Genomic DNA, 22,295 nt, shown 5'->3' with positions numbered 1-22,295 from the left:
TCGACAGCAGGATAAAGACCATGACGAACCAAACAGACCGCCAAACCACTATTGGCATAGCATGTGGGCTGGGCGCCGCCCTTATCTGGGGGGCCTGGCCCGTTGTAACTTCCATCGGCATCCAGGGCTCCATCACCCCGGTACAGATTGTGATGCTGCGCTTTTTCATCGCCGGGCTTATTCTGGCGCCCTTCGCATTTCGCGGCCCGTCAAGCCTGCAGGATTGGGGCAAAGCCCTTGTCTTCAGCCTTTGTGCCGGTGCGCCTTATGCCATTTTGGTGTCTTCCGCATTTTATTTCGCGCCCGCCAGCCACGGCGGTGTTGTGATCCCGGGCACGGTGCTTTTCATCAGCGTACTGGCCGCGCATTTCTGGCTGGGCGACAGGCTGACCCGCACCCGCATAATGGGCGCAGGCCTTATTATCCTGGGGCTTATAGGTCTCGCATTTGGTGCTGCAGGCGGCATCGAGACGCTGGGCGGTGACCTCATGTTCGTGGGCGGCGGAATCATGTGGGCGAGCTATACGTTCCTGCTTCGACGCTGGCCCGCGGACGGGCTCCTGATCGCCAGCCGCGTTGCGGTGCTTTCGCTCCTGATGTTTGGCTTGCTCAGCCTCTTTGGTGTTGGCGCTGGCCTCAGTGAAGTGCCACTGGAAACCATTGTTTTCCAAGGGCTCTGGCAGGGCGTCCTCTCTGGCATTGTGGCCATCATCCTGTTCAACAAGGCTGTGGGCATCCTCGGGTCCGGCAAAGCGTCCATTGTGAACGCCATGACCCCGGCGATCGCTGTGTTACTGTCGTTCCTGGTGCTTGGGGAGATACCAACCCTGATCGAATTTACCGGCCTTGCCACCATTATGGTTGGCATTGCCGTCGCCCTTGGCCTACGCCCAAAACTGAAACGCGCACCCAAAACTTACGCCACACTGCCGGAGAAAGTGTGACGGTTTTTGTGGCGCAGGTGTGGCGTAAAAAAGTACCCCTCCGGGTAAAGCACTCTCCCCCGAGACAGTAACAAGCTTTACCCAGCACCACTGGCCTGAGGACGGAAACGATCCGACCTCAGGCCAGTTTTTTAAGCAAATGTTGAAATGGAACTAGAGGGCGCTTCGGTAAGCTTCAAGTCGCGCCTTCTGCTTACCATGCTCATCAAAATTCTCGGGCCTGAGCCAGAACTGGTAGGCCGCCCCAAACCACTTTAGGCACCAGGCATCAGCGGAACAGCATCACCGGCACGAGGCAGGACCGCACCATCTCCGTGGTGGTGCTGCCGATGATCAGGTTACGGATGCGGGAATGGCCATAGGCGCCCATCACCAGCATATCGAAACCCTCGCGTTCCACCTTTGCCTTGATGGCGTTGTCCGGGTCGCCGGTCTCGAACGATGTTTCCACCTCAATCTTGGCAGTAGACAGGATGCCAGCAGCTTCGTCCATCTTCTTTCTAGCCTCATCCGTCGCTGCGCCAACCATGACAAGCGTGCAGGGGATATCCTTGAAGAGGTTGCTTTTCGCGACATACCAGACGGCTTTCATCGCGCTCGGCCCACCATCATAGGCGATCAACACGCTGTTCACTGGCTTGAAGGCACGGGACGCCACCAGCACCGGCTTCGATGCCGCACGCACAACACGCTCGAGGTTCGAGCCCAGATGCAGTTTGGCAAAGTCTGCCGCTTCACCGCGCTTGCCGATCACGATCAGGTCCGCCTCCTTCTCGAAATCCTCGACCGCCTCGATCAGGTCGCCATGTCGCAGTTTACCGCTGACCTGTTCGACCCCGGCGTCACGCAGGCGGCTTTCCGCTGCGTCGAGAAGATGGCGACCCTGCATCAGTTCAAGCTTGGCACGGCGGGCGTCGATGTCGGCGAGCTCTTCAAGGAGCGCGCTGCGGGCGCCAAGGCCGATATTGCCGCTAAGGTCGGTGCCTTCACCCGCACCACTCCGTCGGCCGAGCACATGCAGGAGCTCTATGCTGGCACCCTTTTTCTTGGCGACCCAAACAGCATGGTCGCACACACTTTCAGCATAGGACGAGCCGTCTAACAGAGCGATCAGTTTATGTGACATCATAGTCCTCCCCTTAGTGGCCCATCAGGCGCTCAAGCGCGCCGGGCTTGTCATGGATAGCCAGCTTGTCGACGATGGTCTCACTGGCTTCATTCAGGCCGATAATCTCTACGTCCGCCCCTTCCCGGCGGAACTTGAGCACGACCATGTCAAGCGACGCCACGCTGGAGATATCCCATATATGAGCGTGGCTGACGTCGATGGTGACCTTCTCCACCGCTTCCTTGAAATCGAAGGCGACGGTAAAGCTGTCTGCAGACGCAAAAAAGACCTGCCCTTCGACGATATAGGTCCGGTGATGGCCGTCTGCCGACAGGGTCGAGGTGATGCGGAATATTTGCGAAATCTTCCAGGCGAAGAAGATACCCGACAGCAGCACGCCCACCAGAACACCGATGGCGAGGTTGTGGGTGGCCACCACCGTCACCACCGTTGCCAGCATCACGATGCTCGAGCTGCGTGGATGGGTCTTGAGGGTCTTGATTGAGGACCAACTGAAGGTTCCGATCGAGACCATGATCATGATAGCAACAAGCGCGGCCATGGGGATGATCCTGACCCAGTCGCTGAGCACCACGATCATGAACAAGAGAAAAGCGCCTGCAGCGAAGGTGGACAACCGCCCGCGCCCGCCCGACTTCACATTGATGATTGACTGGCCGATCATGGCACACCCGGCCATGCCGCCGATGAAACCCGTGGCGGTATTGGCGATGCCCTGGCCGATGCACTCGCGGTTCTTGTTGCTCGGTGTATCGGTGAGGTCATCGACGATCGTCGCCGTCATCAGCGATTCCAGGAGACCGACCGCTGCCACGGCTGCCGAATAGGGCAGGATGATCGACAAGGTTTCGAAGGTAAGCGGGATGTCCGGCAGCAGAAAGACCGGCAGTGTGGACGGCAGTTCGCCCATGTCACCCACGGTGCGCACATCAAGGCCAACGAAGATCGACAAAAGTGTCAGCACGATGATGCAAACGAGCGGGGACGGGATCACCGTCGTGATGCGCGGAAACAGATAGATGATCGCGAGCCCGCCCGCGACCATGGCGTAGGTGACCCAGGTCACACCGATCAATTCCGGCAGCTGGGCGAGGAAAATGAGGATGGCGAGCGCGTTCACGAAGCCGGTCATGACCGAGCGTGAGACGAAACGCATGAGTGAGCCGAGCTTCAGGAGCCCGGCGCCGATTTGCAACAGACCCGCAAGCACGGTTGCGGCGAGCAGATACTCGAGCCCGTGTTCGCGTACCAGCGTGATCATGAGAACCGCCGTGGCAGCAGTCGCGGCTGAAATCATGCCTGGTCTGCCGCCTGCAATCGCGGTGATGACGGCGATCGAGAAGGAAGCATAAAGCCCCACTTTCGGGTCAACACCGGCAATGATGGAAAAGGCGATCGCTTCCGGGATGAGCGCAAGCGCCACAACAAGGCCAGCCAACACATCGGCGCGAATATTGCCGAACCATTCTTCGCGTATTTGGGGGAGGTTGAGGGAGGTCACAATACTGTCTCCATTAACAGCGGCGCCATTTATGCCCGGCGCCAAAACACTAAACAAATTGTAAAAAATTGGGGAGCGAGGATAGACAATCGCAAGGCCTGCCATGGGTAGAGCGCATGCATCCGGTCAGCTTGAACGGACTGTAGTACGCTTCGGGCAGGTCAAGGTGTCTTACATCGGCAGGGTTTCCTGTTCGCTCAAAAGAGTGAAACACGCCCCTGAGGGCACAATGTTTCCGCCCGCTTGTCTATACCAAAAGGCCCATGGAAACAAGACGGAAACAACCGCATGTCCGCGCAAGCCAAGCGTTATATATCAAGGGCGGCGTAAAAATAGGCCAAAGAGGCACAAGCTGACCTTCAGAAGAGATACCGAATATAACTTACGTTTATAAAGCGCTTCGGTAAGCTTCAAGCCGCGCCTTTTGCTTACCATGCTCATCAAAGTTCTCAGGCCTGAGCCAGAACTGGTAAGCTGCCCGGATGCCTGGCCACTCACGGTCGATGATGGAATACCAGGCGGTATCGCGGTTTTTGCCCTTCATGACCATATCGTTCCTGAAAATGCCCTCAAAGCTATAGCCAAACCGGATCGCCGCGCGCTTTGATGCCTCATTTGCCGCGTTGCATTTCCATTCAAACCGGCGATAGCCCAGGTCGTCAAACACGTGCTCAGTCATCAGCGCGATGGCTTCCGTCGCCTCTCGGGTACGCTGCAGCGCATGGCTAAACACAACACAGCCAACCTCGGCGCTGCCGTGTGCCTCACGGATACGCATATAGCTTGCCATGCCCAGCACCTCACCGTCCCCCACCTTGCGGATCACAAGGGTCTGCCAGCCCTGATGGCGGTTTGCTTCTCTCAGCGCATGGCAAAGCGTTGTTTTGTCCGCGAAGGGGCCAAGCGGGATATATTGCCAGAGGTCTGCGTTTTCTTCGCCCCCCACCGCATGAAATAGACCGTCGCAATGGGTGGCCACGTCAAATGGCTCAAGCGTTACATTACGCCCCTCAAGGCATACAACACCGGGCCGGGCTTTCGGCTGCCAGTTTGGTATATCAAACATCTCTCATACTTTCTTAAATAACAGCTAACCGTCGCTTATCGTGACTCGGGTGGGGTTTTACTCACGCGGGCCGCAAATTCTTTTTGTTCCTGGACGCTCACAGGTTTGAAGACCTTGTCTTTACGCGCCGGTTGGTGGCTGAGCGAAACCCCCGGTCGCCACTCAGTGGACGGACGGATCGGACGGGCAACAAAATTGCCCCCGCAATTTGGGCAGACGTGACCGAGCACATGCTGGACACAGTCCGCACAAAAGGTGCATTCATATGAGCATATCATCGCCTCCGTGCTGTTGGGGGGCAGCGCTTTGTCGCAATGCTCACAGCTTGGCCTTAGTTGCAGCATCTTCGTCTCCTCATCGCGCCCAGTGATAGGCGGGTAAAACCTTGTGATTGAGCGGGGCTTTCTCCCCCTCCGGCGCCACGTGCGCCGCGCCTGTGACGGTGCGGATGTCCACATGCCCGGCCCATATGGGCCAATCGGCTTCCTCACCATCCCCGGGGCCGCCATCGCGCACCTTGGCGCTGGCGTCCTCAATCTCCATCACCAGAAGGCCCGTGGCCTTGCGCTCCTGCGCGGTCATGGGCCGAAGCTGGCCCCAGCGCGCGGGCGCTATCTGGTCAAAAAACAGCCTCATCTGACGGTCAAATTCCGCGTCGTCTGTCACCAGTTCCGGCACACCAAAACACACCACCGAACGGTAGTTGGCGCTGGTATTGAAGGCTGAGCGCGCGAGCACAAGGCCGTCAAGCTGGGTCACACAAACGCTGGCTGGCGCACCGCTTGAAAGATGTTTGATCATCCGGCTGGCGCTTGAGCCGTGCCAGTAAAGCCGGTTGTCCTCGCGCCAATAGCTGGTTGGCAGGATATGCGGCTGGCCGTCCATCTCAAACGCCACATGGCACAGGAAATGACTGTCGAGAATGCGGTAAACCGTCTCTTCATCATACACTGCACGCTTGTGGCCCCGCCGTACCCGGTTCCGGTCGTTTTTAGCAAAATCACTCATGGTGGCACCTCTGAGAACTGAACGCTTTTCACCCCTAAAGTTTGCGTTTATATTGATCCCTTAGAAAGAGCCAATTACGTTAAGTTAAAGGTGCCAATTTTGGACGGTATGTTCGAAACCCTTTTTGCGCCCGGGCTGGACGCCAGCAGTGAAGCACCGCTCAATGAGCAGCTTCAGGCCATGCTGCGGCATGCGATTTTGAACGGCAGCTTGCCCGCGGGCCACCGCCTGCCAGCGAGCCGCGCGTTGGCAGACCGGCTGGCCATCTCCCGCAACACGGTTCTGGCCGCTTATGAGCATCTGGTGGCCGAAGGGTATCTTGAAACACGCCAGGGCGCAGGCACCTATGTGAGCGCAGACCTGCCCGATACCAGCCTGACCATGACCGCTGTGCCGGACGGCACCCGCACAAGCCATAACGTGCGGGAGAAAAAAGCCGCGAGACCCCTTTCCGGCATGCCCGCGCTTGACCAGTTCCCCACCGATATCTGGGCGCGGATAGCAGGCAGCGTCTGGCGTCATGCCGATGCGGTCGAACTGCTTTATAACGACCCTGCCGGGTATCTGCCGCTCAGGCGCACCATATCGGCCTATCTGGAAGCTGCACGCGGCGTGACAGCAAACCCTGACCAGATCGTCATCACCTCCGGCCTGCAGCAAGGCGTAAAGTTGGTGATGGAAAGTGTGGTGGACCGTGACCGCGCTATTGTGCTTGAAGACCCCGGCTATCCCGGCATGACCACTGCCGCCAAAACGCTCTCCAACCCTATCGTTTACACCCGCGTGGATAAAGACGGCGCTGTGCCGCCCAAAATGGCAGGCGTGCCCGCAGGCCTTATGGTCACAAGCCCGTCACGGCAGTATCCGCTGGGCCAGACCATGCCGCTCAAACGCAGGCTGGAGATTCTCGAGTGGGCGCAACGGGAAAACTGTTTCATTCTGGAAGATGATTACGACAGCGAATTTCGCTATGCCGGACGCCCGATCAACTCGCTTCAGGGCATTGATGGCGGGGAACGGGTTATCTATGGCGGCAGCTTCTCCAAATCACTGTTTCTGGCACTTCGGCTCGGGTATCTGGTATTGCCTTTGGGGCTGGTAGACCGGGTGCTCAAGCACCGCGCGGCCGTGGACAGCTTCCCCAGCATCAGCAACCAGCTGATGCTGACCCGCTTCATTGAGGAAGGGCATTTCGCCCGCCATATCCGTCGCCTGCGCGGTGTGCATAAAACCCGACTGGGCCTGTTTATGGATGCGGCGAGAGAGTGGCTTTCGCCCTATTTTACCTTTGAACAATCAGACACCGGGCTGCATGTTGTCGCTACCTCAAAGCTGAACCACCTGAGCGATGTTAAGCTTTCGCTGATTGCGGGGCGCGCAGGTATTGGAGCCTCGCCGCTTTCCGAAACATATCGGGCATGTCCGCCGCAACATGGTTTGCTTTTTGGCTTTGCTAATCTACAAGAACGGGAAATTAACAACCGCCTCAAAGAGTTGGCGACACTTTTATCCCAACAAACGGGCTTTTAATAAAATCCGCGCCATAGTAGCCTATAGGAACAGGGGCCACCGCGGGGGCGGGTGTGCAGCAATGAGGCCGCACCGCATAGGACCTATATTCAGGAGAGACTTATGAACTGGACCGGACCGGTTGGATCACTTTTCATGGCAACTGCACTTGCCACGTCAGCCTCTGCGCAGGATAACTGGAGCTATTCCGGCTCTAACGGGCCTAACAGCTGGGGCTCTATTTCCAGTGTTTGTGCCAATGGCTCCATGCAGTCCCCTATCATCATGGAAGGCACGGAAGCCGTCCTCCTCAACCGGCTTGAGACCAACTATAACGTCTCGCCCGTTGATATGAAAAATGACCGGCGCACCATACGGTTTGATTATGCACCCGGCAGCATGCTGCGTGTGGGTGATAAAACCTTTGAGCTGACCGGCTTTCATTTCCACACACCGGGTGAACACCGGGTGATGGCCCAGAGCTTCCCGATGGAAATTCATTTCGATCACCGCGCGGCAGACGGCACCCAGGCCCGTGTTGCGGTACTGGTGAAAGAAGGCTCGGCAAACATGGCGGCGGAAGAGCTGTGGCCGCACCTGCCGATTGAACCCGACCAAACCTCCCGCAGGCCAGACGTCAAGATCAACGCCCGCGACTTCATGCCCCACAGTGGCACCTATTACCGGTATATGGGGTCAGAAACCCACCCACCCTGCACAGAGGGGGTGAACTGGTACATCTTTAAGGAACCGGTAGAGTTCTCCAAAGAACAGATCGCCGTCATGAACGGCATCATGGGGGAAAACGCGCGACCCCTGCAGCCGCGCAACAATCGGATGATCCTAGATGCGCTGCCTAACTGATTTCTCGCACCGAGCTGGGTTTAAACTGGTAAGCGGCGCCGCCGCACTGCTTCTTCTGGCGGCCTGTGATACAGGCGGTATGTCACGCAGCGTACAGCCAAAAGGTGTTACCACGCAGCGCGCCAGCAACGCGGTTGAACAAGCCATGTGTGAAGGGCGCGCCATTGACGCAGCACGCATCTTGATCAGCGAACCTTTATCATCACCGGCAGACAGATTTTATACCGGCCTCGCGCTCGAGCAGAGCGGCAAGCCGGTTGCGGCGCGGCGTATATATGCCTCTCTCATGAGTTCCGGTTCACGCGATAGGGTTTTCCTGCGGTGCGGAAATGAAGTGATGGCTGACGGCGCGGTCGGGTCTGAAGCTGGCCGCCGCCTCGCCATTATCGCCAGCGAACTTCAGGCCATGGATGCGGCGCGTATGCAGCCTGTCAGGCTTGATCACAGCTTGCCCTCTATCACGGAAAAACCGGCAGACGTTGCCCGCACGACCCCTGCCGCAGGCAACACAGGCCCACGGCGCGACGTGAGCCGCCCGAGCGGCAGCTCACCCCTTGGGCGCTGGTTTGCGCATCTGGCGTCTTATCGGTCCTATGAACAAGCCGTGTCGTCAAAAAGTATTCTTGAGAAAAAATACCCGGCACTCAGCGGTATCATTGACCAGTGGGAAGTGAACGTTGGCGGTTTTGCGCTGCGGCTTGGTGTGCGTCTTCAGGAAAAATCTGACGCGCAAACTTTGTGCAGCCAAGTGAAAAGCCAGGGCGATTATTGCGCGGTTATGGATACATCTCAATAACTTAGAGGCTGTTTTAGCGCTGTTTTGACTGGGCTGGCGAAAGCAACGTCGCCCCCAACCATCTCCAAACCAATTTCAGGCTGGTTATCGCCGCGTCATCTGCCTATGATGGCGCCGTTTTTATAGGCTGCAGAACCATGTGGCCTTCATAATGAAACAGGCTAAAAAGCCTGCAACTTATGTGGCTGGCGTTCACAGTCGTCAGCGCGCGTACCTAGTACTCTGGGGAGAGGAAATAATGGCTGGAGCCACACAACACGCCCATTGGTCTTCAAAATGGGCTTTCATGCTGGCAGCGGTGGGTAGTGCTGTTGGTCTTGGGAATATCTGGAAGTTTCCATATGAAGCAGGCCAAGGGGGCGGTGGCGCCTTCGTGCTTGTTTACCTGATTTTTGTTTTCGTGATCGGTGTGCCGATGCTGGTGGCCGAGCTTTCACTGGGTCGCCGCGGGCAGATGTCACCTATTAACTCGATGGCAAAAATCGCCCGCGAGGAAAAGCGTAACCCGTTGTGGGCGCTCATTGGCTGGTCCGGCGTTGTTGGCGCGTTTATCGTCATCAGCTTCTATTCGGTTGTTGGCGGCTGGACACTGGCTTATATGGCCAAAGCTGTCACCGGTGCCTTCTCTGGCATTACAGCCGAAGCAAGCCAGGCAACCTTCCTAGCCTACATCAGCGACCCTGTGATGACGATTGTTTCCCACGTGGCGTTTATGGCGATCACGATCTTTATCGTGGCCAAGGGCGTGCAAGGCGGGCTTGAAAAAGCTGTCACACTTCTGATGCCCGCACTATTCGCGCTTCTGTTGATCCTCGTGATCTACTCAGCGTTCAACGGTGCTTTCCTTGCCACGATCGACTTCCTTTTCAACCCGGATTTCGATCAGCTTTTCTATAAAGAGACAGTCCTCGCGAGCGGCGAAGTAACCCGGCATTTCAGCCTTGATACCGTGCTGCAGGCGCTTGGGCAGTCTTTCTTCTCGCTCTCGCTCGCACTTGGTTCGATCATGACATATGGCTCATACCTGCGCCGTGATGTGAACCTCGGCAAATCTGCCGTGATTATTGCCAGCGCCGATAGTGCTGTTGCCTTGATGGCAGGCCTTGCGATCTTTCCGATCGTGTTTGCTTACGGCCTCGATGTTGGCCAAGGTGGCGGCCTTGTGTTCATGACCCTGCCGATTGCGTTTGGCCAGATGCCGCTTGGCACGCTTGTTGGCACGCTCTTCTTTGCGCTGTTGGCAGTTGCTGCGGTAACGAGCGCGATCTCGCTTCTCGAGCCGCCAGTATCCTATATCGCAGAGAAAACAACCATGAGCCGCCGCAAGGTTGCGATAACCATGGGTGTGGCTGCAGGTCTTGTGGGTGTGCTGTCAGCCTATAGCCAGGGCACAAACCTGCTCTCGGACGTTCGTATCTTTGGTGTGAACATCATGGACGCGAAAGACTTCCTCACCAACAACATCATGATGCCGCTGGCTGGCATGTTTACGGCGCTGTTTGTGGGTTGGTTCGTGAGCCGCAAAGCCATGATGGACGAGTTGGCACTAGAGGATCGCAGCTTCCGTATCTGGTACTTCCTGGTGCGCTTTGTGAGCCCGATTGCAGTTGGTGTAATCTTCGTAAAAATCATCTTCGATACAATCACTGGCTAACCCGAGCGACCATATAGAAATGATTAAGGGGCCGTTTGGGCCCCTTTTTTTTATTGCCGGAAACTTGTGAGCTTACGCAGCTTCGGCGATACCGTAGATACGTTCCACCATGGCAAAAAGCCCATTGGCACGAAGCGGCGACAGGTGCGACGCAAGGCCAAGCTGATCAAGGATCGCGCGGGCATCTGTTGCCTTGATCTCAGCGGCGGTTTTGCCTGAGAAGATCAGAAGCATGATCGCAACCAGCCCCTTGACGATATGGGCGTCGCTGTCACCGCGCAGGATGATATGGCCCTCAGTATCGGTCTCGGGCACCAGCCAAACCTGGCTCTGGCAGCCGCGCACCTTATACTCGTCTGTCATCTCGTTATCGCTGAGCGGCGGCAGCTTGCGGCCCAGGTCAATGATATAGCGATACTTGTCTTCCCAATCCTCGAGAAACTCAAACGTATCCAAAATTTCAACGATCGTTGTATTTTCAAGCGACATCGTATATCCCAAACGCTACGGTACCTTGACAGTCTGGCGTTTCGCCCGACCTAATGTCTCGAGTGTCTAAAGGATCGGGCCAATGAATAAAAGGCCAAAAACCGAATGACAGCCTTCGGGCAAAGCGAGGGGAGCGCCTATGTCATCCAACCAATCCGGTTATCCACGCCCGGCCTATGCGTGGTATATGGTGGCATTGCTGCTGGTTATCTACACCTTTTCCTTCATCGACAGGCAAATTCTTGGCCTGCTTGGCCCTTGGATCATTAAGGATTTCCAGATATCTGACACCATGTTCGGCCTACTGACCGGATTTGGCTTCGCAGTTTTCTATACTCTTTTTGGCCTGCCCTTCGCACGCATTGCCGACAGCCGCAGTCGTCGCGGCCTGATCGCGGTTGGCCTTCTTGTCTGGAGCTTGATGACTGCACTGTCGTCGCTGGCCCGAGGCTACTGGATGCTGTTTGCACTTCGCATCGGTGTCGGTGTCGGAGAAGCCGCACTTGCTCCCGCCGCCAATTCGCTGGTGGCCGATAGCTTCCCCAAAAAGCGGCTAGCTACAGCGCTTAGCGTCTACGCTATGGGTATCCCAGTTGGCTCTGCGCTTGCCTTTTATGTCGGTGGAACGGTAATTAACCTAGCCGACCAGTTACCCGATATCGTGGTGCCTGGTGGTGAACTGATGCGCAACTGGCAAAAAGTGCTGCTGATGGTAGGCCTGCCGGGCATGCTGCTCACACTTTTGATGTTCACGGTAAAGGAACCCAGCCGCAAGGGCGCGACCGGTGAAAGCGACAGCATTCCTGTACGAGAAGTAATTGCCCACGTAAAGAACCGCTTCCGTGCGTATGCTGGTATTTGCTTCGGCGTTTCTTTTGTCGCCATGCTTGGCTTCGGCACGCTTATTTTCCTCACCTTGTTTTTCCACCGCTATCACGGTCTTGAGCCCGGAGACGTAGGCAAGACATTTGGGCTGATCTCTCTAGTAACCGGGCCAGCCGGACTGCTACTTGGCGGCTATCTGGCGGACCGCTGGCTCGCTCAAGGCAAGCAAGATTCCCATGTGCGTGCGCTTCTCGTCGCGCCTTTTGGTTACCTGATTCCTGCAGTGGCTCTCCCATTCATTTCCGATACAAACCTCGTTTGGTGGGTGCTGGGCTTTTCCAACTTTTTCATCAATCTGCCATCCGGCATCGCATTTGCCTCCCTTCAGATCATCACACCGAACCAGATGCGCGGGCAGGTAATTGCATTCTATGTCTTTTGTACCAACATCCTCGGCTATGGTGGCGGACCTTTTCTGATCGGCTTCCTGACTGACAGCCTGTTCGGCGATAAAATGATGCTCAACTATTCACTCGCGCTTGTTGCGGCCATTACCACACCCTGCTGCATTGGCCTGCTGTTGTGGGGACGCAAGGCTTTCGCCGCCGCCGTGGTGGAAGAGGAAGAGCGCCAGAAGGCTTTGGCACAGACCGTGGAGACCCCGGCGCTCTAAACCCACGGTGGGCTGTACGCGGCGTCGAAATTATGTACTGTATCCTCTGGGTTACATGAGGGCGGATAAGTGGGAGAAGGCTGCCTCCCACCCGCCTAGATCGACACATGAAAACAGGGGGAGCAGGAATGAATACGCTCAGACGTTTGGGCCTCACGGCTCTGGCCATCGCGTCTTTAGGCTTTGGTCTATCGGCCGCAGACAGCACAAAAGATGAATTGCCTGACGGCACCGACGGTGAAGGCCGGTACGAGCGCCTTGTCCTCAGGGGTGGTTATATCATTGACGGCACCGGTGGCCCAGCCTACGGCCCGGCTGATGTGGTGATCGAGAACAACCGTATCACCGAGATACAGGTTGTGGGCGTACCTGGCAGCCCGATCAAGGAAGAAGGTCGCCCGGCAAAAGGTGACCGCGAGCTGGACGTCACCGGCAAATACATCCTGCCCGGCTTTGTTGATGTGCACGCCCACATCCACGGCAAGGATTTCGGGCAAGGTGTCTCCCCCGATTATATCTTCAAGCTGTGGCTATCGCACGGCGTTACCACCGCCCGCATTGTGGGTTTCAGCGGGTTTGAACGCACGCTTGATTTCAAGAAACGTAGCGAGAATAACGACATTACCGCTCCCCGACTGGTGGCTTATCCGGCCTTCTCCGGCATCAAAAGCGTGAAGGAAGCCCGCGAAACAATTCAGCGCTTCAAGAAAATGGGGGCGGACGGTGTTAAATTTGTCGGCAATCCGAAAGCTGTGCTGATGGCTGGCCTTGATGAAGCTCAGAAACTTGGCCTGCCCACCACCATGCACCATTCACAAACGGCAGTGACCGACGCCAATGTGCTGGATACCTCAGCCCACGGGCTTGATAGCATGGAGCATTGGTACGGGCTGCCGGAAGCCATGTTCGAGGACAAGCTCATTCAAGACTATCCGTCCGACTATATCTATACGGACGAGATGGACCGCTTTGGTGAAGCCGGAAAGCTTTGGAAACAAGCCGCCAAACCCGGCTCTCCAAAATGGAACGAGGTGATGGACACGCTGCTGGAGCGTGACTTTGCCCTCAACCCCACCTTTACAATTTATGTGGCCTCGCGCGACCTGATGCGCATGAGCCGCGCCGTCTGGCACGACGAATACACCATGCCCGCGCTATGGGATTTCTACCGCCCAAGCGCAGAAGCCCACGGCTCTTATTGGTTTGACTGGACCACAGAACACGAGGTTGAGTGGAAGAAGAACTACAAACTATGGATGCAGTTCATCAACGACTATAAAAACCGCGGCGGTAAAGTGGGTGTGGGCAGCGACACCGGCTATATCTACAGCCTTTATGGCTTTGGCTATATTCAGGAGTTTGAGCTTTTGCAGGAAGCTGGCTTCCACCCGCTTGAGGTTATCCGCTCCGCCACCACAATCGGTGCGCAGGAGTTGAAGATGGAGAGCGATATCGGCGCCGTAGAGGTTGGCAAAAAGGCTGACATCGTGGTGGTTGACGAAAACCCACTTCATAACTTCAAGGTGCTATACGGCACAGGTGCTGTGAAACTGAACCGGGAAACTGGGCTCGTGGAACGGGTCGGCGGTGTGCGCTGGACCATCAAGGACGGTATTGTTTTTGACGCCGCCAAGCTGCGGGCCGATGTGCGCCAGATGGTGCGTGAAGCCAAAATTGAGGCTGGCATGAACCCGGATAAACCACTGGCCATTGCCAATAGCCCGGCCGAGTAAAAACACCAGATAGGTAGCGCAACACAAACCCCGGGACCATGTACCTCGGGGTTTTTATTGGCGTCGTGCGCTATAAGTGGGCTGATTTTAGCTGGGGCACCGCGTCCGGTATACCGGCGCCTATATCTACGGGGACAATGGTAAAAAACTGTGCGCCAGAGCTGACAAGCGGGCCAAGATTCTCACCTGCCTGCGGCTGCCATCCCTTGTTGTAATAAAGGAAGGTATCGATTTTACCATCCCCACCCCTGATCGGCAGATTAAGGCTTTCATAATGGTGAGAGCTATCGCGCGCGAACTCGAGGCTCATTTTATGCCAGGCGGCGCAAGGCTGGGCGATAATATTATCCAACCATGTGTTGGCATAGTCGTGAAGGTGCTTTGGCAGATATTTGAAAAAATCTTCGCCGACGGGATCGTCACCCATCTTGAGGTTAACCTCGGAACCCAGCAGTCGGTACCGATAATCACGCGGACCGTATTTCTTCACCATGGTGACATTGGCAAGAAGGTCGCCAAACTTCATCGGCCTGACATTCTTCCAGAGCGGCACCACTTCTCCGGGCGCCCGAAAAGCGACCCAAACATCGAAGAAGGGAATAAATTTTCCGCTCAAAGGCTTCATGGCATCTCCTATCAGGCCCCAGAGTATCATAATCAGAGGTGATTTAAGGAAAACTTAAAGCAGAAGCCGCAATAAACAGGAGCGCAGAGACCTTCGCTCGCCTCCCACTATTCAAGGATATCCGGTCAATCGTCAGCTAACGTACTGGCTGAACAGGGAGGTCTGGCAAGCCTTTACCAATGTCCACCCCGATACATTCCAGATGATTTGCGCCAGCGCTGATGAGCCCGCCAAGCTCGTCAGGATGTTTTTCGCCCCAGGCGTGGTTGCCAAACAGATAATAGTGGCCTTCTCCGCCCTTCCCGCGAAGCGGTAAACCCAACACTTGGGCACCCCTGTCAGCCTCGTTATTATAGACTAGATCCATGCTAGTGATGGTGCCACACCCATAGAAGGTCATGGCTTCGAACCAGTCAGCCAGAAACTCACGTACCTCGGGCACAAAATATTCAAGCATGTTGAAGCCAACAGGGTTTTCCTGCTGACGGGCGCTTACTGCCGTGCCCATGACGCGGTACTCATAGTGCGCGCGGTCTACCCGCTCAACCAGCACAATGTTGGGTAGCATCGCCCCAAGTGCCATGGGGTTAAAACCGTCGCGGGTCGGCATAACCTGGCCGTCGTCCCTTAGTTCATCCCATACCGCATAGACAGTGCGGAAAATCTTATTATCCTGAATAGCTTGGATCATACACTCATGCACTCGCCCTGTTGAATACCGATGCATTCTAGTGGGGCAATACTCTTCAAGCAACGAACAACATTCAAAAAAAAAGGGCGGGAAAATCCCGCCCTGTGCTTTCACGTCCTGGAGAGGATGGGAAAGTGAGTGTCTAAGTCCTGTCCGATTCTGGTCCGATTCTGGTCCGGTCCGGGTCCGGTCTAGTCTTCCAGCGCCCGAAGCTCCCGCTCAAGCCGGAACCGTTTACTGGTCATGTAAGTTTCCATGTCGGCGGTACGGCGCTCGATATCCCGGAAGCGACGGCGCAGCTCTGCTGCTGTATAGTCCGGGCTCTTCCGTGTCTGGCGCCAAAATTCCTCTTCTTTATCGTCGCTATAGAGGCCTTCAGGGCGGGGGTCCAGCGCCATACCAAGCACAAAATACCCAATGATGAAGAGCCAGAAACCGGTGAAAATTGCCCCTACGATGGTAAGAAACCTGACAAGACCAACCTTGACACCGAGATAATCTGCAATCCCGGCACATACCCCCATGAAACGCCCTTCTTCGGGGATTTTATAAAGTTTGGTGGGGCGGCTGTTATAACTTGTCATGATGACGGCTCCTCCAGTCTGGTACTTCATCGTCCATGATGCGTTCCATGGTGCGCAACCGGTCCTCTAACCTGTCGGCGGCGGTACGCAAATCACCCAGTGACGCTTCATCTTCTGCGGTGATGCCCTTCATTTGCTTCCACTTTGTGATGTAGTGGAAAATGATCCAAAGCGGCGCCACGATCACCAACAGTAATATTGGTATGACTTCCATTGTTGACCCTTCCTCTTTTTCTTATTGTGGGTGGGCGCCGATTATTTCGACGCCGATTTTTTTGCAGGAGCCTTTGCAGCTGGCTTTTCAGCGCCACCGCTTGATTTAGCCTTAAGGGCAGCAAGCTCTTTCTCGATATCATCGTCCGCTTCAAGTGCGCGGAACTGATCTTCAAGGTTTTCACCGCGACCGATGGTCATGGCTTCAGCTTCACCTTCAAGGCGGTCAAGACGTGCGTCTACTTTATCAAAGCGGTCGAACGCGTCCTGGATGCGGTTGTCATAGAGGTTCTTGCGAACCCGAACCTGATTGGTTGCCGACTTGTGCCGCGCCTGCATACTGGCTTTCTTCGCCCGCGCTTCGCGCAGTTTGGCATCAAGCTTGATGACATCTTCCTCGTTCCGTGTCAGTGCGTCAGAGAGAAGCTTGAGCTCTTCCTTGAGGTGCACTTCCATGTCGGCCACCTTGGCTTTTTCAACCAGTGCGCCTTTGGCGAGGTCGTCCCGACCTTTGGAGATAGCAAGCTCAGCTTTCTTCTCCCATTCGGCCTGTGCCTTCTCAACCTTCTTGATACGGCGCTCAAGATCTTTCTGGTCTGCGATTGTTTTCGCAGCAGAGGAGCGAACCTCCACAAGAGTGTCTTCCATTTCCTGGATGACCATGCGGATGATTTTTTCAGGATCCTCGGCTTTGTCGAGAATGGCATTGATATTGGAGTTGATGATGTCGGTCAGGCGGGAAAAAATACCCATTTTTATTGTCCTTTCTTAAGTCCTCGCTTACGTGTCCCGGGTGGCTTTCGCGGCCATTTTTTGGGACTTCCTCCCCGAATTATGCTTCGGGAGCAACCTGGGCCACTTTTTATATGGCCTCTTTTAGTCGCTGACCCGGCGTCCCCTCGCAGACGCCGGGTTAGGCGTTGGAATTAGTGCAGACGGCGACGACGACGCTCAATGCGGCGAACCCGGCGCTCTGCGCTCTGGTTGCGGCCTTCCGACTGGCGGATCAGGCCAAAACCGGCAATCAAACCATCAAGCTCTGCGCTTGTTTCGTTCATGGCTGAAAGGGCTGAGCTTAGTTGCAACATCTTGTTCATCGTCTTGTCCTCTAATTCCGTTCGCTGTCTTCGTTGTTTTTTTGTGTCAGTCTTTTTGTGTATCTCTCGCTGACGAACCAATATTTGCAGGGTGCGTGCCAGTTTTTGAGGAAAAATTAACATATTGATTTTAAAAGATAATTTTCTTGAGGCGCTATATATTCGTTATTCACGTTGATTATAATTGCCAATAGTTAGTGAATAATACTAATATTCAGTATCATGGAAATACGACAAGATCAGATTATTGGCAGCTCCCCCGCGTTCCTCGATTTGATGGACCGCATCAGCCGCGCGGCCCCCCTCGATCGACCGCTTCTGGTGATTGGAGAACGGGGCACAGGTAAAGAGCTTATCGCGGCACGACTGCACTATCTTTCGAACCGCTGGAATAAGCCGTTTCAGAAAATGAACTGCGCAGCACTCGCAGAAACCCTGCTTGAGAGCGAACTGTTCGGGTATGAGCCCGGCGCGTTCACCGGCGCCCGCAACCGACGCGCAGGCCGGTTTGAAGCCGCCGACCAGGGCAGCCTGTTCCTTGACGAGATTGGCACCATGAGCATGTCAGCCCAAGAGAAGCTCCTGCGGGTGATCGAATATGGTGAATTTGAACGCGTGGGCGGTAATGAGACGATTGAGGTGGACGTGCGCGTGGTGGGAGCCACCAACATCGACCTACCCGCCGCAGCTGACGCGGGCGAGTTTCGGCATGACCTTCTCGACCGGCTGGCGTTTGACGTCATCACCGTGCCCCCGCTTCGTGAGCGTCCTGAAGATATCATGGTGCTGGCGGAACATTTCGGCCGCAACATGGCCCGCGAGCTTGAGTGGCTTGTCTTCCCCGGTTTTAGCGACAAGGCAGAAGACGAGATGATGAGCCATCGCTGGCCCGGCAATGTGCGGGAGCTCAAGAATGTGGTGGAGCGCGCCATCTATCGTGCGTGGGACGGTGAAAAGGCGATCTGCGATATCGTGTTTGACCCGTTTGACAGCCCCTTCCGCCCCCCGGCCAAACGCAACCGCATGGCACCACAGGCAGCGCCCAACCCTGCTGCACCACCAGCCAACACGAAGGCTGACACAGAGAAGCCCGCCCTACCCAATGGCCCATTCTGCTTTAAGGAAACCGTGACAGCTTATGAGAAGAAGCTGCTCGCCCATGCACTGGAAGAAGCACGCTTCAACCAACGCGTTGCTGCCAGACAACTGAACCTGAGTTATGACCAGCTGAGGCACGCGCTGAAGAAGCACGATCTGTTGTAACCACCATACGATCTTCACTTGACCACGGCTTCGCGCTGGCGTCATAGTGCGGCCATGTCAGAGAACCTTTTCATTCATAAACGCCAGCGGCAGCGCGCTAAAAAGACCGCGCTTCTGAGCACCCGCAACATATTCGGGCTTATTGCCGTGATGCTTGCGGCTTATGCTGCCTTCCGCCTCTGGATCGGGGACCCGACCACAGCCATATGCGAGAATGGGTGCGAATCCCTCTATAGCCTGGCGGCCTGGGTTCTTGGGTTCTTCATCCTGTTCGCAGCTGTCATCGCCGCGGGTGCGGTTGTCGGGCTTTTGGTCGCCTTCCTTCGTCGGCGTACTGAGGCGGGAGAAAGCGCCATCACCCGCATGCAGGAAAATGAAGCTGCGGCAAAACAGGCTGGTGCGCCAAGCGACGACACCCCGTAAATCGGCATCTTAAGTCGGGCTGGTTTTCTGCCGTGCCGCTTTCGAGCCTGACCCGTGCGGCGACCATTTTTTCGGGCCTGCGGCGATAATTTTTTTCCCGTCATCAGCTACCCTGAAGGTTTGCCGCGCGAGGATTTCATCGCCTACGTTTGAGCACATCACAATCACAGCAAGATAATGATAGAACAGGTCAAACGTGGCAATATTCACAGTCAAACCGCCAACAGCATACCCCACCAACCCAAGCTGGATGGCTGCGCACAAATCCCCAATCCATTTGGTCTCTTCGTGTTTCCTGAATTTTTTGGCCGCCGAACCACCAGCGTACCAGCCCGTCAATAGCATCGAGAGATACAGGAGAAGCCCGGTATAGCCGTGCTCGGCCAGCACCTCAAAATAAGCAGAGTGTGGTGCTCGCGGGATTTCCCCGGGCGGCATGTAAAGTTCCTGCGCACGGCGAACATAGAAGACATTATACCCACCTCCCTCAATAGGGTTGTCGTCTGCCACGTTTGACGAGAACCGCCACATCACCACCCTGCCTCGGAAGCTTGAATCCTCCGTTGCATTCTCCGTACTCTGCATCCGGTTTTTCCAGCTGTCCGGCATGAAATAGAGGCCGCCAATAACAAGCGGCACAAGTACTGCGATCAGCTTGAACTTATGTTTGCTTTGTAGCAGCAACATGCCCATCACCGCCGCAAGGGCTACAAACCCGCCTCTGGACTGCGTACCCACGATCGACAGCATGATCGCGAAGGTCGCGCCTGCAAATGGCCACTTCAAAATCTTCAACGGCGGATGCTGCACAAAATACATGGACAGCGGCAACAGCATGGCCATCGCCATGGCAAGCTGATTGTTGTCATCCATCATGCCGCCCGCGCCCTGCACCCGGCCGCTACCCCCGGTCAAGATGGTAAAAAGCCCACCCTTGACGCCGATGTAGGCGAGAGAGGCTGCCATCACAAAAACAAAGGCCCGGAGCCGGTTCGGCGATTGCATCACCATCATGGCTACGAACGCGAACAACAACACCTTGAACACATAGGTGTATTTTTCAAAGGAATAGCCCGGCTCAAACCCTACGATAGTGGTGAAGGTCACCCATATAAAATAGATCAGAATGATTGCCACAATGGGGTGTGCCGGCAGGCTTTTTTTATCTTTACTGATCAACAGCCCGCCAATCGTCAGCGCGGCAACAAAATCAAGGAACGGGAAGAACATTGCAAACCCATAGGTCTGCTTGTGCGGGTTCATGTGTGAAATCCAGTCCCACAACAAAATCCCGATAAAGGGTTTGAAGATGACAATGGGCATCCACATAAACAACAGAAGGGCGACAATCGCACCACGCATGACAACACTTTCCCTAGCCTCAACAACGGGCGTCTGCCTCATTGTGCCTCAGCCACACTCAGTTGCGCAAGTCTATCGCTTGACAGGCCTTTTTGAAGTCATAGCATGGGGCGCTCATTAGGGGAGAAAATCAATGCGCCACATAATCATGATGATGGCTGTGACGGTGTTCGCTGCAACAAGCTTTGCTGCGCAAGACACAATACTCACGGACCCAACTTCCAATACAGCAGACCTCGTGATCTGGGGTGGCCCGATCTACACGGCAGATGATAGCCGCCCGCAGGCGGAAGCCGTGGCGGTTAAGGATGGCAAATTTATCTTTGTTGGCGCACGGGCGGGTGCCGAAGCGCTTGTCGGGCAAGATACAACTGTGCTTTCGCTTGACGGCGCAGCACTTTTCCCCGGCTTCACCGATGCTCATGCTCATATGTCCGGCATTGGCTCGCGAGAGCTGACCCTGAACCTTGAGGGCATACCGTCCATCAAGGCACTTCAGAAAACCGTGGGCGAATGGGCTACAACACACAACGCACCAGTTCTTTTTGGCCGGGGCTGGATCGAAACACATTGGCCCGAAGCCCGCTTCCCAACACGCTGGGACATTGATGCTATCCTGCCTGATGTACCCGTTGTGCTGCGCCGCGCCGATGGCCACGCGCTGGTTGCCAATTCCAAAGCGCTTGAGGTGGCGGGCATTGACGAGACGACCGAAGCACCCTTTGGCGGCGAAATTCTAAAAAATGCGCTGGGTGAACCTACCGGTATGCTCATTGATGCTGCCATGAACCTCATCGCACCCCTGATGCCCGAACAAACTGCCGCTGACCTCAACCAGCAACTGATGGTCGCGAGCGAAGTATATGCCCGCTACGGCTGGACCGGCATGCACAATATGTCTGTGTCGTGGGGTGAGGTAGAGGCTCTTGAAATGCTGACCGGCACCGGCGATGTCGGCATTCGGGTATATAACTCGGTCAACCCGGAGGAAGCCGACAAGCTTTTCATTGGTGGTAAACGTGAAAGCGCGGATGGGCATATCATCACCCGCGCGATCAAACTTTATATGGATGGTGCGCTTGGCTCGCGCGGAGCAGCGCTTCTTGAGCCTTATGCAGACGCGGCCACATCTGGCCTGCTGCTGACCACGAAAGAAGAGACCATGCCAATCCTCAGGCAAGCGCTCTCCCTCGGCATTCAGGTCAACACACATGCCATTGGTGACCGGGGTAACCGCCTGCTGCTGGACTGGTATGAGGAAGTACAGGATGAGATCCCGAGCGTGGAACGCGCGATCACGGAGCCTCGTTGGCGCGACGAACACACACAGATCGTCAACCCGGAAGATATCCCGCGCTATAAAGCCCTTGGTGTCATCCCAAGCATGCAACCAAGCCACGCTATTGGCGATTTGCATTTCGCCCCGGCCCGGCTGGGCGACGACCGGCTTGTGGGTGCTTATGCATGGCAAAGCTTTATCAACAGCGGCGTTATCGTGGCAGGCGGCTCGGACGCGCCGGTTGAACGCGGTGACCCGCTTATTGAATATTATGCCGCCACATACAGGCATGACCTGGCGGGCTTTCAGGGACCAAATTGGCACGCTGAGGAAGCTGTGAGCCGCGCTGACGCGCTCAAGATGTTCACGCTGTGGCCCGCCATCGCGTCCTTCCAGGAAGATCGCGTCGGCTCCATCACCGTTGGCAAAGAAGCAGACATGACGGCTTTCTCCGTCGACCTGATGACAGCCCCGGCCGCCGACATCCCCAAAGGGGAAGCAGTGATGACCGTGGTGGGTGGTGATATCATCTACATGAAAGAATAGGCCACGCGCCCACACTACGAA

23 protein-coding genes are annotated in these 22,295 nt (G+C 55.8%); 10 read left to right on the top strand and 13 right to left on the bottom strand.

Translation table 11 applies throughout. The features are described from left to right. The first annotated feature begins 20 nt into the window (after positions 1–20). Positions 21–944, top strand: a complete 924-nt coding sequence (locus ACOOGA_RS11660; protein WP_417459679.1) for a DMT family transporter — start codon at positions 21–23, stop codon at positions 942–944. A gap of 268 nt (positions 945–1,212) precedes the next feature. Here the strand turns inward: ACOOGA_RS11660 and ACOOGA_RS11655 are convergent, their stop codons facing one another. The 5 genes from ACOOGA_RS11655 to ACOOGA_RS11635 all read right to left on the bottom strand — a co-directional run bounded on the left by ACOOGA_RS11655 (position 1,213) and on the right by ACOOGA_RS11635 (position 5,648). After that, positions 1,213–2,070, bottom strand: coding sequence for a universal stress protein (locus ACOOGA_RS11655; RefSeq protein ID WP_417460082.1), 858 nt, complete (start codon positions 2,068–2,070; stop codon positions 1,213–1,215). A gap of 13 nt (positions 2,071–2,083) precedes the next feature. Continuing rightward, positions 2,084–3,574: a SulP family inorganic anion transporter gene (locus tag ACOOGA_RS11650; protein ID WP_420430673.1), complete on the bottom strand. Its 1,491-nt coding sequence runs from the start codon at positions 3,572–3,574 to the stop codon at positions 2,084–2,086. A gap of 388 nt (positions 3,575–3,962) precedes the next feature. Continuing rightward, entirely contained in the window at positions 3,963–4,640 is a 678-nt protein-coding gene (locus ACOOGA_RS11645; protein ID WP_420428750.1) for a GNAT family N-acetyltransferase, read from the bottom strand. A 35-nt stretch (positions 4,641–4,675) separates the two neighbouring features. Then, complete coding sequence (locus ACOOGA_RS11640) at positions 4,676–4,984, bottom strand: DUF1272 domain-containing protein (protein WP_420428748.1); 309 nt, start codon at positions 4,982–4,984, stop codon at positions 4,676–4,678. 10 nt (positions 4,985–4,994) lie between these two features. After that, the gene (locus tag ACOOGA_RS11635) at positions 4,995–5,648 is read right to left on the bottom strand and encodes a pyridoxamine 5'-phosphate oxidase family protein (RefSeq protein WP_420428746.1); all 654 of its coding nucleotides are present in this window, start codon (positions 5,646–5,648) and stop codon (positions 4,995–4,997) included. A gap of 108 nt (positions 5,649–5,756) precedes the next feature. On the opposite strand from ACOOGA_RS11635, the gene ACOOGA_RS11630 reads away from it, so the two are divergent. The 4 genes from ACOOGA_RS11630 to ACOOGA_RS11615 all read left to right on the top strand — a co-directional run bounded on the left by ACOOGA_RS11630 (position 5,757) and on the right by ACOOGA_RS11615 (position 10,471). Next, the gene (locus ACOOGA_RS11630) at positions 5,757–7,178 is read left to right on the top strand and encodes a PLP-dependent aminotransferase family protein (protein WP_420430671.1); all 1,422 of its coding nucleotides are present in this window, start codon (positions 5,757–5,759) and stop codon (positions 7,176–7,178) included. A gap of 102 nt (positions 7,179–7,280) precedes the next feature. Continuing rightward, entirely contained in the window at positions 7,281–8,021 is a 741-nt protein-coding gene (locus ACOOGA_RS11625; protein WP_420428744.1) for a carbonic anhydrase, read from the top strand. Further along, the gene (locus ACOOGA_RS11620; protein ID WP_420428742.1) at positions 8,005–8,817 is read left to right on the top strand and encodes a hypothetical protein; all 813 of its coding nucleotides are present in this window, start codon (positions 8,005–8,007) and stop codon (positions 8,815–8,817) included. Before ACOOGA_RS11625 ends, ACOOGA_RS11620 begins: the two co-directional genes overlap by 17 nt. A gap of 238 nt (positions 8,818–9,055) precedes the next feature. After that, positions 9,056–10,471 (top strand): sodium-dependent transporter, encoded by a 1,416-nt coding sequence (locus ACOOGA_RS11615; RefSeq protein WP_417459672.1) that lies wholly within the window; start codon positions 9,056–9,058, stop codon positions 10,469–10,471. Between the two features lie 72 nt (positions 10,472–10,543). On the opposite strand, the gene ACOOGA_RS11610 is transcribed toward ACOOGA_RS11615, so the two are convergent. Beyond that, a complete protein-coding gene (locus ACOOGA_RS11610; RefSeq protein ID WP_417459671.1) occupies positions 10,544–10,960 on the bottom strand; it encodes a SufE family protein in 417 nt (138 codons plus the stop codon). Between the two features lie 139 nt (positions 10,961–11,099). Between ACOOGA_RS11610 and ACOOGA_RS11605 the strand changes: the two genes are divergently transcribed. Continuing rightward, positions 11,100–12,458, top strand: a complete 1,359-nt coding sequence (locus ACOOGA_RS11605) for a spinster family MFS transporter (protein WP_417459670.1) — start codon at positions 11,100–11,102, stop codon at positions 12,456–12,458. A gap of 128 nt (positions 12,459–12,586) precedes the next feature. Beyond that, positions 12,587–14,191 (top strand): amidohydrolase family protein, encoded by a 1,605-nt coding sequence (locus tag ACOOGA_RS11600; protein ID WP_417459669.1) that lies wholly within the window; start codon positions 12,587–12,589, stop codon positions 14,189–14,191. Between the two features lie 70 nt (positions 14,192–14,261). On the opposite strand, the gene ACOOGA_RS11595 is transcribed toward ACOOGA_RS11600, so the two are convergent. The 6 genes from ACOOGA_RS11595 to ACOOGA_RS11570 form a co-directional block, all read right to left on the bottom strand. Next, positions 14,262–14,816, bottom strand: a complete 555-nt coding sequence (locus tag ACOOGA_RS11595; protein ID WP_417459668.1) for a PAS domain-containing protein — start codon at positions 14,814–14,816, stop codon at positions 14,262–14,264. Positions 14,817–14,952: 136 nt separating this feature from the next. Next, positions 14,953–15,507: a PAS domain-containing protein gene (locus tag ACOOGA_RS11590; protein ID WP_417459667.1), complete on the bottom strand. Its 555-nt coding sequence runs from the start codon at positions 15,505–15,507 to the stop codon at positions 14,953–14,955. 191 nt (positions 15,508–15,698) lie between these two features. After that, a complete protein-coding gene (pspC, locus tag ACOOGA_RS11585; protein WP_417459666.1) occupies positions 15,699–16,091 on the bottom strand; it encodes an envelope stress response membrane protein PspC in 393 nt (130 codons plus the stop codon). Continuing rightward, positions 16,078–16,305 (bottom strand): envelope stress response membrane protein PspB, encoded by a 228-nt coding sequence (gene pspB / locus ACOOGA_RS11580; protein WP_417459665.1) that lies wholly within the window; start codon positions 16,303–16,305, stop codon positions 16,078–16,080. Before pspB ends, pspC begins: the two co-directional genes overlap by 14 nt. Positions 16,306–16,346: 41 nt before the next feature. Next, positions 16,347–17,057: a phage shock protein PspA gene (gene pspA, locus ACOOGA_RS11575; protein ID WP_417459664.1), complete on the bottom strand. Its 711-nt coding sequence runs from the start codon at positions 17,055–17,057 to the stop codon at positions 16,347–16,349. 173 nt (positions 17,058–17,230) lie between these two features. Further along, positions 17,231–17,401 carry a hypothetical protein gene (locus tag ACOOGA_RS11570; RefSeq protein ID WP_417459663.1) on the bottom strand — a complete coding sequence of 57 codons (171 nt, stop codon included), beginning with the start codon at positions 17,399–17,401 and terminating at the stop codon, positions 17,231–17,233. Positions 17,402–17,623: 222 nt separating this feature from the next. Here ACOOGA_RS11570 and pspF point away from each other — a divergent pair, with 222 nt between their 5' ends. Next, positions 17,624–18,664: a phage shock protein operon transcriptional activator gene (gene pspF / locus ACOOGA_RS11565; RefSeq protein ID WP_417459662.1), complete on the top strand. Its 1,041-nt coding sequence runs from the start codon at positions 17,624–17,626 to the stop codon at positions 18,662–18,664. 54 nt (positions 18,665–18,718) lie between these two features. Continuing rightward, the gene (locus tag ACOOGA_RS11560; RefSeq protein WP_417459661.1) at positions 18,719–19,087 is read left to right on the top strand and encodes a hypothetical protein; all 369 of its coding nucleotides are present in this window, start codon (positions 18,719–18,721) and stop codon (positions 19,085–19,087) included. A 9-nt stretch (positions 19,088–19,096) separates the two neighbouring features. On the opposite strand, the gene ACOOGA_RS11555 is transcribed toward ACOOGA_RS11560, so the two are convergent. Continuing rightward, complete coding sequence (locus tag ACOOGA_RS11555) at positions 19,097–20,491, bottom strand: putative O-glycosylation ligase, exosortase A system-associated (RefSeq protein ID WP_417459660.1); 1,395 nt, start codon at positions 20,489–20,491, stop codon at positions 19,097–19,099. A 91-nt stretch (positions 20,492–20,582) separates the two neighbouring features. On the opposite strand from ACOOGA_RS11555, the gene ACOOGA_RS11550 reads away from it, so the two are divergent. Next, a complete protein-coding gene (locus ACOOGA_RS11550) occupies positions 20,583–22,274 on the top strand; it encodes an amidohydrolase (RefSeq protein WP_417459659.1) in 1,692 nt (563 codons plus the stop codon). Positions 22,275–22,295: the final 21 nt, after the last annotated feature.

Origin of the sequence: Kordiimonas sp. (assembly GCF_965216265.1) — a bacterium.
In the GTDB taxonomy this organism is placed as follows: domain Bacteria; phylum Pseudomonadota; class Alphaproteobacteria; order Sphingomonadales; family Kordiimonadaceae; genus Kordiimonas.
The sequence above is the reverse complement of the archived record's forward strand: the minus strand, read 5'-3'. Positions and strand labels throughout refer to the sequence as shown.